Annotated in this window: 10 protein-coding genes; 3 read left to right on the top strand and 7 right to left on the bottom strand. The window is 73.1% G+C overall.

Translation table 11 applies throughout. From position 1 onward, the window contains the following. The 4 genes from V7E45_RS01325 to V7E45_RS01310 all read right to left on the bottom strand — a co-directional run. On the bottom strand, positions 1-1,617 hold a 1,617-nt coding region (locus V7E45_RS01325; protein WP_333772162.1), incomplete at its 3' end, for an ABC transporter ATP-binding protein. Positions 1,618-1,776: 159 nt separating this feature from the next. After that, on the bottom strand, positions 1,777-2,535 hold the full coding sequence (locus tag V7E45_RS01320) for an NUDIX hydrolase (RefSeq protein WP_333772161.1): 759 nt from the start codon (positions 2,533-2,535) through the stop codon (positions 1,777-1,779). Between the two features lie 130 nt (positions 2,536-2,665). Then, complete coding sequence (locus V7E45_RS01315; RefSeq protein WP_333772167.1) at positions 2,666-4,582, bottom strand: glycogen debranching N-terminal domain-containing protein; 1,917 nt, start codon at positions 4,580-4,582, stop codon at positions 2,666-2,668. A 755-nt stretch (positions 4,583-5,337) separates the two neighbouring features. Then, positions 5,338-7,008: a DUF4192 domain-containing protein gene (locus tag V7E45_RS01310; protein WP_333772160.1), complete on the bottom strand. Its 1,671-nt coding sequence runs from the start codon at positions 7,006-7,008 to the stop codon at positions 5,338-5,340. Positions 7,009-7,148: 140 nt separating this feature from the next. On the opposite strand from V7E45_RS01310, the gene V7E45_RS01305 reads away from it, so the two are divergent. Together V7E45_RS01305 and V7E45_RS01300 are read left to right on the top strand one after the other, a co-directional pair. After that, on the top strand, positions 7,149-9,314 hold the full coding sequence (locus V7E45_RS01305) for a RecQ family ATP-dependent DNA helicase (RefSeq protein ID WP_333772159.1): 2,166 nt from the start codon (positions 7,149-7,151) through the stop codon (positions 9,312-9,314). 282 nt (positions 9,315-9,596) lie between these two features. Continuing rightward, entirely contained in the window at positions 9,597-10,217 is a 621-nt protein-coding gene (locus tag V7E45_RS01300; RefSeq protein ID WP_333772158.1) for a hypothetical protein, read from the top strand. A gap of 282 nt (positions 10,218-10,499) precedes the next feature. On the opposite strand, the gene V7E45_RS01295 is transcribed toward V7E45_RS01300, so the two are convergent. From V7E45_RS01295 to V7E45_RS01285, 3 genes are all read right to left on the bottom strand, one after another. Beyond that, the gene (locus V7E45_RS01295; RefSeq protein WP_333772157.1) at positions 10,500-11,150 is read right to left on the bottom strand and encodes a hypothetical protein; all 651 of its coding nucleotides are present in this window, start codon (positions 11,148-11,150) and stop codon (positions 10,500-10,502) included. Positions 11,151-11,218: 68 nt separating this feature from the next. Then, entirely contained in the window at positions 11,219-11,920 is a 702-nt protein-coding gene (locus V7E45_RS01290; protein ID WP_333772156.1) for a ribonuclease HII, read from the bottom strand. Positions 11,921-12,001: 81 nt separating this feature from the next. Further along, a complete protein-coding gene (locus V7E45_RS01285) occupies positions 12,002-12,625 on the bottom strand; it encodes a TetR/AcrR family transcriptional regulator (protein ID WP_333772155.1) in 624 nt (207 codons plus the stop codon). A 185-nt stretch (positions 12,626-12,810) separates the two neighbouring features. Here V7E45_RS01285 and V7E45_RS01280 point away from each other — a divergent pair, with 185 nt between their 5' ends. Further along, the gene (locus V7E45_RS01280) at positions 12,811-14,358 is read left to right on the top strand and encodes an MFS transporter (protein ID WP_333772154.1); all 1,548 of its coding nucleotides are present in this window, start codon (positions 12,811-12,813) and stop codon (positions 14,356-14,358) included. Positions 14,359-14,642 lie beyond the last annotated feature (284 nt).

Raw genomic sequence — 14,642 nt, 5'->3', positions numbered from 1 at the left:
GGGCGGGAGGGGGGACGAGACGTCAGGAGAGTCGACCGCGCCGGCGCGTGCGGGCGCGGACCGACCGGTCCGGGTCCGGCCGCTGCCAGGGGTTCGGGTGCCGGGGTTCCGTGCGCCCGGGACGGTCGCGCCGGAGACGTTCGCGGCGGCCGCGGACGTGCCGTCGGCTGCCGTCGGGTTCGCGGACGCGTGCGTGGGATCGGTCTGCGGAATCGTGCCTGCGGGACGGGAGTCGCCGGTGGTGGCCGACGCACCGGACGCGACGGCACTGGCGGCACCTCCGGCTCCGTCCGAGGCGGCAGCCGACGCAATGTCGGCACCGACCTCCTCGGCCGAAGGGGCACCGACGGCCCTCTCCTGGGCTGCCAGGAAGCCGGGCTGCCGGCAGTCCGCGCGCGACGGCCACTCGCCGACGGCATCCGTCCCGCCCTCCCGCTCCGGCCGCGCTTCCGACGCCGCTGTCGAGGTCGACACCGATGCCGAAACCGACGAGGAGTCGGCCTTCTTCTCGGCCTTGGCTTCGGTCTCGGCCTCCGCAACGCTGGTCACCATCGGCTTCTGCTCTCCGGAGAGCAGACCGGATGCCGCCTGAGCTCGCCCAGCGCCCCGGGCCTCCACCGACGAAGCGGACACGGCTCGCGTCCGCCCCTCCGGTGAGCGCTCGGGAGCGGCCCGTTCCCGCACGGCCGCGGCCGGCTCACCGGCCGGGTTCGCGGCATCCCGGGGCTCCACTCCCGCACCGGCACCCATGTCTCCGACCTCGTCGGCGAGTTGGTGGATGAGGATGTGGTGCCGGAAGGCCGTCTCGCCGATGTCGGCGGTCGTGCTGCCGTACACGGAGAGGCGGTTGCCGTCTTCGCGTACGACCTCGACGGAGCGCTGCGCCGTGCGGGCCTCCTTGCTCAGCAGGGCGGCGAGGCGGGCGGCGTGGGGGCTGCGGACGGCCACACGCGGACGCAGCCGGGTACGCGCGAACTCGCCTGCCTCCTGGTCGGCGACGAGCCTGCCGCCGTCGAGGGTGACGACCCGGTCGGCCGCGCGCGCCGCCTCCTTGGAGTCGGCCGTCGTGTACAGCACCGTGCCGCCCTGGGCGGCGTGGGCGTGCAGCATGCCGTGCAACCAGCGTGCCTCACGGGCGGAGAGACCGTCGGTGGGGTCGTCCAGCACGAGCGTGTGGGGATCGGGCAGCAGTGCGCAGGCCAGTCCGAGCCTGCGGTCCATGCCGCGCGACAGGGTGCCGAGACGTTCCTCCCGGAGACTGACGAGGCCGACCACCTCCAGGACCTCGTCGGCCCGTCGGACCGGAACTCCCGTCGCCGCGCACAGCATGCGCAGATGCCCGCGGACGGAGCGCGCCGGATGACCGGGCACGTCACCGAGGAGCACGCCGACTTCCCGCGCGGGATGGGGGATCCGGTGCATGGGCCGGCCTCTGAAGTAGGTGATCCCGCGCCCCTGTTGCAGTTCGAGCATCAGCCTGAGCGCCGTCGTCTTGCCGGCGCCCGCGGGTCCGAGGAGCGCGGTGACCCGCCCGGCGCACGCCTCGAAGGAGACGTCGTCGACGGCGGGCGGGTGCGCCTTGCGGGGGATGCTGGTCAGTCCGACGGCCTGGATCACCTACAGCAAGATAGCGCGCGGTGTCCGGTTTTTCGGGTATCACCTGATCTGTTATCGGGTGGCGCGCAACTTGGAGAGCAGTTTCCTGCGCCGTTCGGGGGATCACCTCCCGGCGCCACTGCGCACGCCCCCTTCCCTTCCCGCCTTGCGGGGTGGGCGTCAGACCTCAGGACGGAGCATCGGAGGGTTGAGCAGGGTGGCTCCCCCGGCCCGGAAGAGCTGGGCAGGGCGGCCGCCCTGCCGGGTGGTCGTGCCACCCGTCGGGACCAGGAAGCCCGGTGTTCCCGTGACCTTGCGGTGGAAGTTGCGCGGGTCCAGGGCCACGGCCCACACCGCCTCGTAGACCCGGCGCAGCTCTCCGACGGTGAACTCCGGCGGGCAGAACGCGGTGGCCAGCGACGAGTACTCGATCTTGGAGCGGGCCCGCTCGACGCCGTCGGCGAGGATCTGCGCGTGGTCGAAGGCGAGCGGTGCCATGGATTCGCCGTCGCGGCCGTAGCCGCCCTGCTGGAGCAGCTCCTCGACCGGCGCCCAGCGCGCGTTGCTCGCGTCGCCGCCGGCCCGGGGCGCCGGCAGGTCGGGGGCGAGAGCGAGGTGCGCGACACTGACGACGCGCATGCGGGGGTCGCGCTTCGGGTCGCCGTAGGTGGCGAGTTGCTCCAGGTGCGCGCCGTGGTCCTGGGCCGGGGCCGAGGGGTCGTGCGCGTGCAGTCCGGTCTCCTCGGCCAGCTCACGCGCCGCAGCCTGGGAAAGGTCCTCGTCGTCCCGTACGAAGCCGCCGGGCAGCGCCCAGCGCCCCTGGAACGGCGGCTCGCCCCTGCGTACCGCCAGCGCGCACAGGGAATGGCGACGCACGGTCAGCACGACCAGGTCCACGGTGACGGCGAAGGGCGGAAAGGCTGACGGGTCGTAGGGCATGCCGCGATCATAGTCGTCTGCCTGACGATAAACACTCCCTTCGTCGGCCGCGGGGGCAGCTGATCCGCTTCGTTCCGGTATGGGGCGGGCGGTTCTTCCCCACCCCTCCGGCCAGGGGCGTCATGCCAGGTCACACTCCCAGTTGCAGGTCCTCCGCCGCCTCCTCGACCATCGCGAGCCCGAGTCTGCTGACCCGCACGGCGAAGGGCGCGTCCGCCACCCGCAGTCCGGTCAGGCCGATCTCCCCGAGGGGAGCACCGCGCACCGGGCGGAGTGTGACGGTGCGGGCGGGTGCGTCGGGACGGATCCCCGCGAGCGTGGTGAGGAGGAGGATCGCCGACGCGGCGGCGGTGGCGGCCGGTCGGCACGCCGCCGGGTGCGGCAGCGGAGCGCTGCCGGCGGAGCGCTGCTCCCCCGCGAACATCTCCGGCAGCCGGTGCCCGAAGTGCTCGGCGGCGTCCACCAGGCCCCTGAGCAGGTTTCCCGCCTCCTTCTCGTACCCGGCGGCGGCGAGTCCGGCGACCGCGAGCGCGGTCTCGTGGACCCGCACGGCTCCGGTCCGGTGGCCGAACGGGTTGTGTCCCGCCTCCTTGCTGCCGAGACCGCGCAGGCCCCAGCCCGCGTCCATCGCCGGGCTGCCGAGCAGCCGGGCGAGCTGCTGGGTCTGTGCCCTGTCCAGGAGCCCGGGGGCGTGCAGGCCGCCGCCGAGAAGCCCGGTGTCGAGGAGGTGCACGGCGGTGGAGCCGAGGTGCGGCAGGGGTCGGCCGCCCGGTGCGAGGGCCGCGGTCGGGCGTCCGCCGCTCCGGTCCTCGATCCAGAAGTCCGTACGGAAGGCGTTCCGCGCGGTCTCGGCCCACTGCCGCAGTTCCGTGCCGCCCGGTCTGCCGAAGGCGTCGAGCAGGTCGGCACCGAGGACGGCCGCGCGGTGGGCGTGGGCCTGTGTCTCGCAGCGGACCGGACCGCCTGGCGGCGGGTCGGGGAGGTAAGGGCCGTCGCCCACGGTGGTCCGCAGCCATGTCAGGCAGCGTTCCGCCGCGGGCAGCAGCTCTTGCGTCTCACGCTCGGGGAGCCCCCAGCGGCGGGCCTCGGCGAGCAGGACGGGGAACAGGAGCGTGGCCTCTGTGCTGGTGCAGGCCGGCGGGAGGAAGGCGCCCGCGTCACGACGTGGTCCGGGGATCAGGCCCCCCTGAGTGGCCGGCCCGGTGAGCTGGGTGCGGGCGAGGGCGCGCAGTGTGCCCGCGGCGAGCCGGGTGCCGAGGGGCAGCGTCATCCGGGCGGCGGCGAGCGCCTCGGCCGGTGCCATGCCGCAGCGCCAGGGGGCGCCCGCCGCCAGGTAGGTGTCGGAGGGGTGCCCGGGGTCGCGCAGCAGCAGGGCGTGCAGGTCGTCGACGGCCGCCCGCAGCAGGGTGGCCACCCGCGGGTCGTCGCCGGTCGCCCGGGCGGGCGCGAGGGGGCTCGTCGCGGTCTGCCCCACGGCGCGGAGCGGTCCGGCTCCGTCCGGGCGCACCCGGAGCTCCACGGCTGCCGACGCGCCAGGCGGCAGTTCCAGTTCCCAGCGCAGCAGGCCGGCGGAGGCCAGGGCGTCGGCGGGCGGTGGGTGAGCGGTCACGCAGGCTCCGCCGTCGGCCGAGGTCCAGCGCAGGCCCGAGTCGTGTACGTCGGCGGGCAGTTCCGGACCGGCTCTGCCCGCGGCGATGGAACCGAGGTCCGCCAGATCGGTGCCGAGGGCGACCTCGACGGGGAGGCGCAGAGGGCGCAGGGTGGCGTTGTGCAGCGTGATGCGCTCGGTTCCGTCGGCACTGCGGATCCGCTCGACGACGACGTCGGGGTCCGGGCCAGGGCCCGGGGAGACCCTGAGGGTGCCGACGAAGCGGGCGCGGTCGGCACCGGTCATCCTCGCGTGGACCAGGAGAGGTTCGCGTCCGACGACGCGGACCTGGCATCGCGCGAGCAGGCGCCGGCCGCCCCGGTAGAACCCTTCGAGTCCACGGCCGGTCAGTTGCCCGTGATCCCCCGAGATGGCGAGGCCCGGCAGGGCGACGCAGATCAAGGCGGTGTGTGTGGCAGGCAGGTCGGCGGCGGGCCGGGCCGCCCGGCTGAGCGGTGTGGTGCCGGAAGGCAGCGTGGCGGGGCGGCTCGCTCGGCCGGTGGAGCGGTCCGCCGGCCCGTGCCTGTCCTCGACGGGCGGGAAATCGACCGCCGCGCCCGGAGCCCTCGGCGGCTTGCCGGCACCCGGTGCGGTGGGAACGGAACTGCCGACACGGGCCCGTGGAAAGGGCTCGTGTCCGGCCCATCGTGGTCGGTTGTCGTCGGCGGTGGAGGGCCGAGTCGGCTGCTGATGCATGAGGTGGCCTTTTCTGCTCTCGGTACGCCTCGGACCTGCCAGGCGCGGGCCGATGCCCCCGGAGGGACGGGGGTCGTACGGCGGCAGGACCCGTCCGGGCGTTCCGCCACTCAGGTGAACGGCGGCGCACTCGCCCCGGTCACGCCCCGCACCGGTGAAGCCCGCCGAATGAGGGCGTGTCGGAGGCTCGATCTCGACGCGCAGGGCTTGCCGCCGCGCGGGGCCCCTCGGATCGGACGGCACTTCGAACGGGCGTGGGTGGACGCGACGGCGGACGTTGCTCACGAGGGCGCCGACGCAGCGATTGATGTGGTGGTCCCACGCGCCCCGCACGGGGGCCGTCCGTCGTCGGGACGGCTCTTCCCCCGCTCCTTCTCGGCTCCCGGGGCCGCCATCCGGTGCGGCCCGGGCGGTCGGTCGCGGGTGCCTGTGCGGGGCGCCAAACCCGCGGCCGGTCCTCATCCGTCCCCCTCGGCCTCGCTGCGGCCGGCGGCCGCCGCGGTGCCACGGGCCGCGGCGCCATCGGCGCGCGTGCGTGTACCGCCGGGCCGCGCGCCTCCCCGGCGGGTCGGCCCGGTGGCCGGCGCTTCCGGGCGGGAACCGGTCGGTCGGCGCCGTGCGACCTCCCCTCGCGGTGGGCGGGAGGCGCCGTCACCGTTCTCCGCGGTGCGTGTGCGGCGACGGCGCCGAGGGCCACCGGTCCCGGAGACCCTCTCCGTGGGGCGATCCACCGCCGTGGCGGATGATTCCGGGTCCGGGACGGTCTCGCCCGAGTCCGGGCTCGAGATGGCCTCCGCTGCCGGCCCTGCCTGCTCCGGCCCTCCCGTCCGTGTCGGCTCCGGCCCTACCGTCCGGGCCGCTCCGGCCGTGGGCGCGGATCCCGTGTCTGCCGTGCGTTCCGCGGATGCCGTGTCTGCCGTTCGTTCCGCGGGTGCCGTGCCTGCCGTTCGTTCCGTGCGTTCCGCGCGCAGGCACCGGCGGACGGACTCGGGGTCGAGGCCTTCGTTGCATGCCTGGTGCAGGAGGCGGGCGAAGAGGTAGTCGGGGTCCGCTCCCAGCGCCATGGCGAGCGCTTCCCTGGCTTCCAGTTCGTCCCCGCTGGACCAGGCGACCCAGCCCGCCAGGGTCAGCGGGGCGGCGGCGTGCTCACCGTACGGTCCGACGCAGCGGCGGGACAGGGCGCGCCAGAGCCGCAGGGCAGGACCGGCCTCGTCGCCCTCCATCCAGGCGGCCGCCCGGTCACGGGTCGTGCGGTCCTGGAGCCCGAGGATCAGGGTCGCCGCCTCGTCGTGGCCGAGCAGTTCGTCGTCGCGGATGTCGGCCCGGTGCGCACCGGGCACCGGCGGTGCCGCGGTGAACCTGCGGATGATCCGCTCGGCCAGTTCGAGGGTCTCCTCGGCCACGCCGGGCCGGGTGGCGTCGTCGAGGATGCGGGGCACCAGGTCCATGCCGGCGGCGTCCAGGGCGATCTCCTGTTCCAGGGCCGCGCCCGTCTCCCACGGCAGCAGCCTGGCCCGCAGCTCCCGTAGCGTGCCGCGCACCTGGATCCCGGCGTAGGTGGCCGCGGCGGCCAGCACCGAGGTGCCCGGCAGGCCCATCGGCGTGCCGTCGTCGGGGCAGCAGCGCTCGGTCGGGCAGCAGTAGGACCAGAAGCGGCCGTCCGAGATGCACAGGGCCTCGATCACCGGCGCGTCGAGGGTGCCGCACTGTGTGCGCAGCAGACCGACGAGCGGCCTGAGCCGGATCATCACGTCCCGGCCCGTCTCACCCTCGCCCGGTTCCTGGCAGACGTAGGCGACCATCTGCTCCGGTTTGGCGCCGCGCCGCTCGCTGCCGGTCACCAGTCCCTGGGCCAGCTGCCGCACGGCCGCCTCCCAGTCCTCCGCGGCCGCGGGGATACCGAGCCGGGCCCGGCCGCCGAACCGGCCTCGGCCTTCCCGGTCGTGCAGGGCGACCAGCACGATGCTGTCCTCGGGCCGGTAACCGAGCAGGTAGGGCAGGGCGTCGGCCAGCTCGGCCGGGGTGCGCAGGGTGACCTGCGGGTCGTGCGCAAACCGTTCGTTCAGCGGCTCTCGTCCCAGGATGTCGCCGTTTTCGAAGGGTCCGGTGCTTTCGCCGTGATTCGTCATGCGCAGACGATCTCGCGGATCGCGAGATTCCGCTTGGGCCTGTGGATAACCCGAATCAGGGACACGACAAAGTCGAGGTCGCCGCGTCCCCCACGCCTCCCACCGCCCGGTTGTCAGTCCCGTCCTGTTGTATGGGACGCATGGAGCACACGAGCAACGCGGACCTCCGGGCGCAGGCCGACGCCGTACTCGCCCGGCTCGTCGCGGACGGCACGGGCACGGCCCGGCTGCGCGAGGACCAGTGGCGGGCCATCGAGGCGCTGGTCGCCGACCGGCGCCGGGCCCTGGTCGTGCAGCGCACGGGCTGGGGCAAGTCCGCGGTGTACTTCGTGGCGACCTCGCTGCTGCGGGCCAGAGGCAGCGGGCCCACGGTGATCGTCTCCCCGCTGCTCGCGCTCATGCGCAACCAGGTGGAGGCCGCGGCCCGTGCCGGAATCCACGCCCGGACCATCAACTCCGCCAACACGGAGGAGTGGGAGACGGTCCAGGACGAGATCGCGGCCGGAAAGGTCGACGTGCTGCTCGTCAGCCCGGAACGCCTGAACAACCCCGACTTCCGCGACCAGGTGCTGCCCAAGCTCTCCGCGGCGACCGGACTCCTCGTCGTGGACGAGGCCCACTGCATCTCCGACTGGGGCCACGACTTCCGCCCCGACTACCGCCGGCTGCGCACCATGCTCAGTGACCTGCCGCCCGGGGTCCCGGTACTGGCGACCACCGCCACGGCGAACGCGCGCGTCACCGCGGACGTCGCCGAGCAGCTCGGCACGGGGGGCGCCTCGGACGCGCTGGTGCTGCGCGGTCCTCTGGACCGGGAGAGTCTGAGCCTCGGCGTGCTGCGGCTGCCCGACGCCGCGCACCGGATGGCCTGGCTCGCCGACCACCTCGACGACCTGCCGGGCTCCGGCATCGTCTACACCCTCACCGTGGCCGCCGCCGAGGAGGTCACCACCTTCCTCCGGCAGCGCGGGCACACCGTCTCCTCGTACACGGGCAAGACGGAGAACGCCGACCGGCAGCAGGCCGAGGACGATCTGCTCGCCAACCGGGTCAAGGCGTTGATCGCCACCTCGGCGCTCGGCATGGGCTTCGACAAGCCGGACCTGGGCTTCGTCGTGCATCTCGGCTCGCCGTCCTCGCCCATCGCCTACTACCAGCAGGTCGGCCGCGCGGGACGTGGCGTGGAGCACGCCGAGGTACTGCTGCTGCCGGGCAAGGAGGACGAGGCGATCTGGGAGTACTTCGCCTCCCTCGCCTTCCCCTCGGAGGACCTGGTGCGCCGCACCCTGGACGCCCTCGCCCGCGCCGACCGCCCGCTGTCGCTCCCCGCCCTGGAGCCGCTGGTGGAGCTGCGCCGCTCCCGGCTGGAGACGATGCTGAAGGTCCTCGACGTGGACGGAGCGGTCAAGCGCGTCAAGGGAGGCTGGATCGCCACGGGGCAGCCGTGGTCGTACGACGCCGAGCGGTACGCCTGGGTGGCCCGCCAGCGCAAGGCCGAGCAGCAGGCGATGCGCGAGTACGCGTCCACGACGGACTGCCGGATGGAGTTCCTCCAGCGCCAGTTGGACGACGAGGGCGCCAAGCCCTGCGGCCGCTGCGACAACTGCGCCGGTCCGCGCTTCACCGCCGACACGACCACGGCGGCACTGGACGCAGCCCGCGTCGACCTCGGTCGCGCCGGGACCGAGGTGGAGCCCCGCCGCATGTGGCCGACCGGACTGCCCGCCATCGGCATCGAACTCAAGGGCAGGATCCCGGCCGGTGAACTGGCCTCGCCCGGCCGGGCGCTGGGTCGTCTGTCGGACATCGGCTGGGGCAACCGGCTACGGCCCCTGTTCGCCCCCCAGGCCGCCGACGGACCCGTACCGGACGACATCGCACGAGCCGTGGTGGACGTGCTCGCCGACTGGGCCAAGGGCCCCGGCGGCTGGGCCTCCGGTGCGCCCGACGCGCAGCCCAGGCCCGTGGGTGTGGTCACCGTCGCCTCGCGCACCCGGCCGGCACTGATCCAGTCCCTCGGCGCCCGTATCGCCGAGATCGGCCGGTTGCCGCTGCTCGGCTCCGTCGAGTACGCCGGTGACGCGTCGCGGGTGCCGCGCAGCAACAGCGCGCAGCGCCTCAAGGCCCTCGACGGGGCGCTGACGGTGCCGCCCGCCCTCGCCGCGGCGCTCGCCGAGGCCCACGGCCCGGTTCTCCTCGTGGACGACTTCACAGAGACGGGATGGACCCTCGCGGTGGCCTCGCGCCTGCTCAGACGGGGCGGCGCGAGCGCGGTGTTGCCCCTGGTGCTGGCCGTACAGGGCTGACCGGCCGCCGTGCCCGTTCGTATGCCCGCGCGGCGCGCGAACGGGCTCCGACCGGGCACCCCAGGCGTCATCAGCGGCCCCTGTGGGTAGGGATATAAGCCACGCACCGCCAGATAACAGCCGGTGGCCCCAATTGCTCGTTGCCGCATCCCAGTTCGACAGCAAGAATTGAGGTCCGCTCCCCGCACGACTCCTCCGTCTCCCGGTTGGGCTCCATTGCGGTGCGCGCTCCCCCGAATCAGACCTCGCCCGCAGTCTGGGCGCGTAGCCGAAGGGAGGAACGTGACCTTCGGATTCGCCTCGTCCTCGGCGGCCTCGTTGTCGATGTCCGCGTCCGCCGCCTCCGCCAGTCGCCTGCTCGAGCCCGCGGAGTGGGCGGCCGCCGGAATCCCCCTGCTGCGCAACCCCCGTGAGGTCGTCAGCGGGCTCCACGCCCGGCACCGCCCCAAGCCGTCCATGGCGGTCGTGGCCGTCCTGGACCCGGAGGAACGGCTGTGCGCCAGCGCTTCGTTCATCCGGCGTCCGGCACAGGCCGACGGCTGGATGTTCCGCAACGCGCTGCTCGCCCAGCTGCGCCGGGTCATTCCGCACGACCTGCGCCGGCGCACCCCGGTGCGCACCGCCGTCCTGCTCTACTGCCGTGAGGGCGAGGCGCGTTGGACGGAGGAGGACGGTGCCTGGATGTGGGGGCTGCGGGACGCCTGCACTCTGCACGGGCTGCGCTGCGGGGCGTACATCACGCTGACCGCGGACGGCTGGCAGGTGCTCGGCGAGAACCGCGGCGGCCGCCGGCCGAGCTCCCACTCGGAGCCGGAACCCTTCGCCCTCTCGGAGGCACCACCGCTGGCGCCCCGCACCGGGGGCCCGGTCTCCGAGGTCCTACGGCGCGCGGCCGCTCGCTGAAGGCCCGTCAGAAGGATCGGACACCACCCCGGCGCAGCACGCACAGCGGCAGGGCCCGGGGTGCGCCGGCACCACCGGGCGAACCCCTGTCGCTGAGGCACTTCCCGTCGTCCCAGGCCCGGCCGGCGCCCCAGGCGCGGCCGACAGCCCGACGCGCGCGCCGGACGGCCGTCCCGTGGGAGGAACGGCCACCGTCGGTCATCCGGGCATGCCGAAGGCCGCGCTGTGCGGATACCTCCGTCGCCCGCCCGCGTCATCTCGGCGCGGGAGGCGGAACCTGGGTCAGACGCCCGCGCCCGCGCCAACGCCCGCGCCCAGCACGGAGTTGATCTGCTGCGGGTCGCCGCAGACGATCAGCAGTGCGCCGGCCCTGGCATGGGCGAGTGGGAGGACGGTGGCGGCAGCGGTGGCGGGGCCTCCGTTGACGGCCACGACGACCACAGGGCGGGACGCGGCGCGGGAGGCGATGGCGGCGTCCGTGTAGAAGACGTCGTCACCGGAGTCGTGCTGCGACCAGTAGGCGGCCTCACCGAAGGAGAGCTCGTGCTCGGCCCACGGGTGCTGGGCGCCGGTGGTGATCACCAGCACCTCTCCGGGGGCGCGGCCCGACTCCAGCAGCAGGTCCACCGCTTCCTCGGCGGCGTCGAGGGCACCCTCGGCCGAGGCGGGGATCAGCTGGATCTGCGGGGTGGCCGCCGTGACGGCGGGAACGGCCGGGCCCGACGGGCCTGGCATGGCCGGAACCACGTCACGCTGCGTGCGCTGCACCGGCGGCGTGGGCCGCGGAGGGCCGGGACGACCGGGGCGGGACGGAGCCGCGGAACGGGGGCCGGGTACGGGGCGAGGGGTCGGCGCGGTACGGCCACTGGCCGGAGTGGCGCGGGGACCCTGGGCACTCTCGTGAATCTGAGGCTCCTCGGGAATGAGAGGCATGAGCTGTTTTTTATCAAACGTTGGCGCGGCGGGAAGGACCGGGTGGCACATCAGTGCGAGCGGAACCGTCAGAAATCGAAGCCGAGCTGGCCCTCGATTACCGGAACGCTTCCGTCCGCCCAGTTGCGGACCTTCTTGAGGTGCCGCCACTGGGGCAGCGCATCAAGATACGCCCACGACAAGCGGTGGTACGGGGTGGGCCCCCGCTCCGCCAGTGCGGCCTTGTGCACGGGTGACGGATACCCGGCGTTGTCCGCAAACCCGAAGTCTGCATGGTCGATACCCAGTTCGGCCATCATTTTGTCGCGCTGAACCTTGGCGATCACCGACGCCGCCGCAACGGCCACGCACGAACGATCTCCCTTGATCACCGTGCGGACCTTCCACGGGGTGCCGAGATAGTCGTGTTTCCCGTCGAGGATCACGGCGTCGGGGCGCACCGGCAGGGCCTCCAGGGCGCGGACGGCGGCGAGCCGCAGCGCGGCGGTCATCCCCCGGTCGTCGATCTCCTCGGGTGAAGCATGCCCCAGGGCATAGGCGGTCACCCACGACTGGAGTATCCCGGCCAGTTCCGTACGGCGCTTGATGGTCAGCAGCTTGGAGTCGGTCAGACCCTCGGGCGGCCGACGGAGCCCGGTGATCGCCGCGCAGACGGTGACAGGCCCGGCCCAGGCGCCCCGCCCCACCTCGTCGACACCGGCGATGATCTTCGCTCCGGTCGTGGCGCGCAGGGAGCGCTCGACAGTGTGGGTGGGTGGTTCGTACGGCATGGCGCCCTCAGGGTACGCCGTCCGGATCACCGAGCGACACCCAGGTTCCCTGGTCGGGAGGACGGGGGCCGACGGGCGGGCTCAGACGCCGTGCGGACGGAGCAGGGGGATCATGAGGTGGTCGATCATCCCCTCCAGGTCCTGGTCACTCCATTCGCTGGAGCACATCTTCGATCGATACATCATCATCGCCGGGATGGCGTCGAAGACGTAACCGTTGGCGGCGTCGGGGCGCACCTCTCCTCTCTCTATTCCACGGGTCACCACCTCTCGCAGCTGCTGGATGGTCGGCTCGACCACGCCGTCGAAGATCACGCCATGGAAGCGCTCGGCCTGCACTGGATCGCATTCGTGAATCACGGCGCGCAGTGCGAAACCGGGTCGCGAGTACATGGCGTCGCGTGCGCGACGACACAGGGCCAGCAGATCCTCGCGGACGCTCCCGAGATCCGGCACTCCGCCGACGGGGGGCAGAGCGGCTTCGAGCGCGTCGGCGACCAGATCCTCCTTGGAGGGCCAGCGGCGGTAGACGGCGGCCTTGCCGGTCTGGGCGCCGGTCGCGACGCCCTCCATGGTCAGCCCTTTCCAGCCGACCGTGCTGAGCTGCTCAAGAGCGGCGTCCAGGATCGCGCGCTCGAGCACCGCACCGCGCCGACGAGGGGAAGCCGTCCGGGCAGGTTCGGCCGTCCAGCGCGAGGTGTCCATCCGTGTTTCTCCAGCATGAAAGGGAAGCGGGTGTTCCGGGGCGGGATCGCGCCACGTCGCAGCAGAGGGGGACGCGGTACGTGGCACGGAATTGAGTGAACGCTTGCGTTCACTGTTGGGGACTCACTACCGTTGACGCGACAGTGAACGCGAGCGTTCACTAACGCCTTTGTGGGGGACCCATAGTGACAACCTCTCAGTTACTTCGGAAGCCAGAACCGGGCGCGGCCCGCCGGGAGGGGCATCCCGGCATCGCCCTGACCGTCATCGCCGCCTGCCAACTCATGGTGGTGCTCGACGCGACGATTGTGAACATCGCGCTCCCGCACATTCAAGACGCGCTCAAGTTCAGCACGACCGACCTCACTTGGGTGGTGAGCGCCTACACGCTCACGTTCGGCGGTCTGCTGCTGCTCGGCGCGCGGGCCGGTGACATCCTCGGCCGGCGCCGGGTGTTCATCACCGGCATCCTGCTGTTCACCTTCGCCTCGCTGCTGGGTGGCCTCGCCCAGGAACCCTGGCAACTGCTGGCGGCTCGCGCCCTGCAGGGTGTGGGAGGGGCGATCGCCTCGCCCACCTCGCTGGCCCTGATCACCACCACCTTCCCGGAGGGCCCCGAACGCAACCGGGCGTTCGGCGTGTTCGCCGCGGTGTCCGCGGGTGGCGGCGCCATCGGCCTCCTCGCGGGAGGCATGCTGACCGACTGGCTCGACTGGCGGTGGGTGTTCTTCGTCAACGTGCCCATCGGCCTGCTGATCGCCTCGCTCGCGCCCCTGTACATCACCGAGTCCGAGCGGCACCCTGGCCGGTTCGACATCGCCGGTGCGCTCACGTCGACGGCCGGCATGGCGACGCTGGTGTACGGGTTCATCCGGGCGTCGGAGGACGGCTGGCGGGACGGGCTCACCATCGGCTCGTTCGCCGCCGCGGTGGTACTGCTGGTGGCCTTCGTCCTCACCGAGCTGCGGGCGAGGGAACCCATCACCCCGCTCAGGATGTTCGCCGACCGCAACCGCTCGGGCACGTATGTGATCATGCTGAGCCTGGCGGCGGCGATGTTCGGGATGTTCTTCTACATTGTGCTGTTCGTCCAGAACGTGCTCGGGTACAGCCCGATCAAGGCCGGTCTGGCCTTCCTGCCCGTCACGTTCGTGATCGCGCTCGGTGCGGGTCTCTCGCAGCGGTTCCTGCCCAGGCTCGGCCCCAAGCCGTTCGTGCTGGCCGGCGCGACCCTCGTGACGATCGGGCTGGTCTGGCAGACCTTCATCAGCCCGGACAGCTCGTACGTCGGTGGGGTGCTGGGCCCGATGCTGGTGTTCGGGTTCGGTATGGGCCTGAACTTCGTGACAGCCACCGTCACGGCAGTCTCCGGGGTCGCCCAGCACGAGGCGGGCGCGGCCTCCGGGCTGCTCAACGCCACGCAGCAGGTCGGCGGTTCGCTGGGGCTGTCCATCCTGACCACAGTCTTCGGCACCGCGAGCACGGACGAGGCGAAGAAACAGCTGCCGAAGTTCCTCGCGCAGGGGACGCCGGAGCAGAAGGCGCAGTTCGCCAAGACGCACCAACTGCCCGCGCCCTGGGGGCACGACGTGCTCGCCCACGGCATCTCGGTGGCCTTCGTGCCGGCCGCCGCGATGGCCGTGCTCGCCTTCCTCACCGCGTGGCTGGTGATCAGGGTCCGCAAGAGCGACCTCGATGCCCTCGCGGGCACGGCGGGTCCGGGGATCGGCTGAATCGACCAGACCGACGGCATGTCGCGGCCGGCCGGACCACTGCCCCACGGCAGGCGGCACACCCCACGGTCCGGCCGGCCGCACCGCCGTGAGGACAGTGAGGACGGCGACGACCGCGACCGCGGCGACCGCGGCGGCGGCGACGGTGAGGCCGGCGGTGACGGCAGCAGCCACCTCCACGGCCCCCGCAATCAGCGGCAGGACCGGTACGCCCCACCCGACGACAACGACCCGCAACCGCCCTCGCCCCCCAACGCGCTCCCCGACCCCCGGATCATCCGGAC

Source organism: Streptomyces sp. IBSBF 3136, from assembly GCF_036815105.1.
Taxonomy (GTDB): domain Bacteria; phylum Actinomycetota; class Actinomycetes; order Streptomycetales; family Streptomycetaceae; genus Streptomyces.
The sequence above is the reverse complement of the archived record's forward strand: the minus strand, read 5'-3'. Positions and strand labels throughout refer to the sequence as shown.